The organism is Rubrivivax benzoatilyticus JA2 = ATCC BAA-35 (genome assembly GCF_000190375.1).
GTDB lineage: Bacteria > Pseudomonadota > Gammaproteobacteria > Burkholderiales > Burkholderiaceae_C > Rubrivivax > Rubrivivax benzoatilyticus.
This window is the reverse complement of sequence record NZ_AEWG01000020.1, coordinates 1-1,319: the sequence shown is the minus strand read 5'-3', so window position 1 is coordinate 1,319 and position 1,319 is coordinate 1. Positions and strand designations below refer to the sequence as shown.

At 67.7% G+C, this 1,319-nt stretch carries 1 protein-coding gene and 1 other annotated feature; the gene reads right to left on the bottom strand.

The window, feature by feature from the left end:
• Positions 1-39: 39 nt before the first annotated feature.
• Positions 40-1,268, bottom strand: a protein-coding gene (locus RBXJA2T_RS19655) for an IS3 family transposase (protein WP_085976992.1) whose coding sequence is annotated in 2 segments (ribosomal slippage) — positions 40-980 and positions 980-1,268 — 1,230 coding nt in all. Because the reading frame shifts where the segments join, the coding sequence is not laid out codon by codon here.
• Positions 874-990: a sequence feature (AL1L pseudoknot), on the bottom strand. Its footprint overlaps the gene before it by 117 nt.
• Positions 1,269-1,319: the final 51 nt, after the last annotated feature.

Here is a 1,319-nt window from a genome sequence, read left to right as displayed (position 1 = left end):
TGAACCGCCCCGGCCATCTCGGAGGCCGGTTGGTGTGAGTCAGGCCATTGCAGCCTGACGGGTGGCGAGTTCCCGGTAGTAGTTTGCCTCGGCCTCGGCCGGCGGGATGTAGCCGATGGGTTCGAGCAGGCGGTGATGGTTGAACCACGAGACCCATTCGAGGGTGGCCAACTCGACGGCCTCACGGGTCTTCCAGGGCGCACGCCGGTGGATGAGTTCGGCCTTGTACAGCCCGTTGATCGTCTCGGCCAGCGCGTTGTCGTAGCTGTCGCCCTTGGAGCCGACGGACGGCTCGATGCCGGCCTCGGCCAGGCGCTCGCTGTACCGAATCGACACGTATTGCGAGCCGCGGTCCGAGTGATGCACCAGCGAGCCGTCGCGCTCGGGCTGGCGCGCGTACAGCGCCTGCTCCAGCGCATCAAGCACGAAGTCGGTGGTCATCGAACGGCTGGCGCGCCAGCCGACGATGCGTCGCGCGAAGACGTCGATGACGAAGGCAACGTAGACGTGGCCTTGCCAGGTCGAGACGTAGGTGAAGTCGCTGACCCACAGCTGGTTGGGCCGTTCGGCGCGGAACTCGCGGTTGACGCGGTCCAGCGGGCAGGCCGCCTTGGCATCGGGCACCGTCGTGCGCACTCGCTTGCCGCGCATCGCACCGCGCCAGCCGTTGGCCCGCATCAGCCGGGCCACAGTGCAACGCGCCACGGCACGGCCTTCGCGGTGCAACTGCTTCCAGACCTTGCGCACCCCGTACACGCGCAGGTTGCCCGTCCAGACGCGTTCGATCTCGGGCACCCAAGCCGCATCCAGCTTCTGACGCTCTGGCCGCAACTGCGGATCTCGCCGGCGCGCCAACTCCCGCCACATCGACGACGGGGCGACCTGCAGCGCGCGGCAGATCGGCTCGACCCCGAATCGAGCGCGGTGTTCTTCGACGAAGCCCATCAGGACTTGAAGCGGCGGTCGAGCTCCGCCTGGGCGAAAAACGCGCTGGCCAGCTTCAGGATCTCGTTGGCCTTGCGCAGCTCGCGTACCTCGCGTTCGAGGTCCTTGATGCGCTGCTGCTCCTCGGTCGTCGGCCCGGGCTTGAGCCCCTGGTCGCGCTCGGCCTGGCGCACCCAGCGCCGCAGCGTCTCCGACGTGCAGCCGATCTTGGCCGCGATGGACTCGATGGCCGCCCATTGCGACTCGTGCTGGCCCTCGGCCTCGAACACCATGCGCACGGCACGCTCGACGACCTCGGGGGAAAACTTCACTGACTTCCTCATGCTGACTCCATTCTCAAGCGAAGGAGCCTCCTCGGAAGCCGGGGCGGTTCA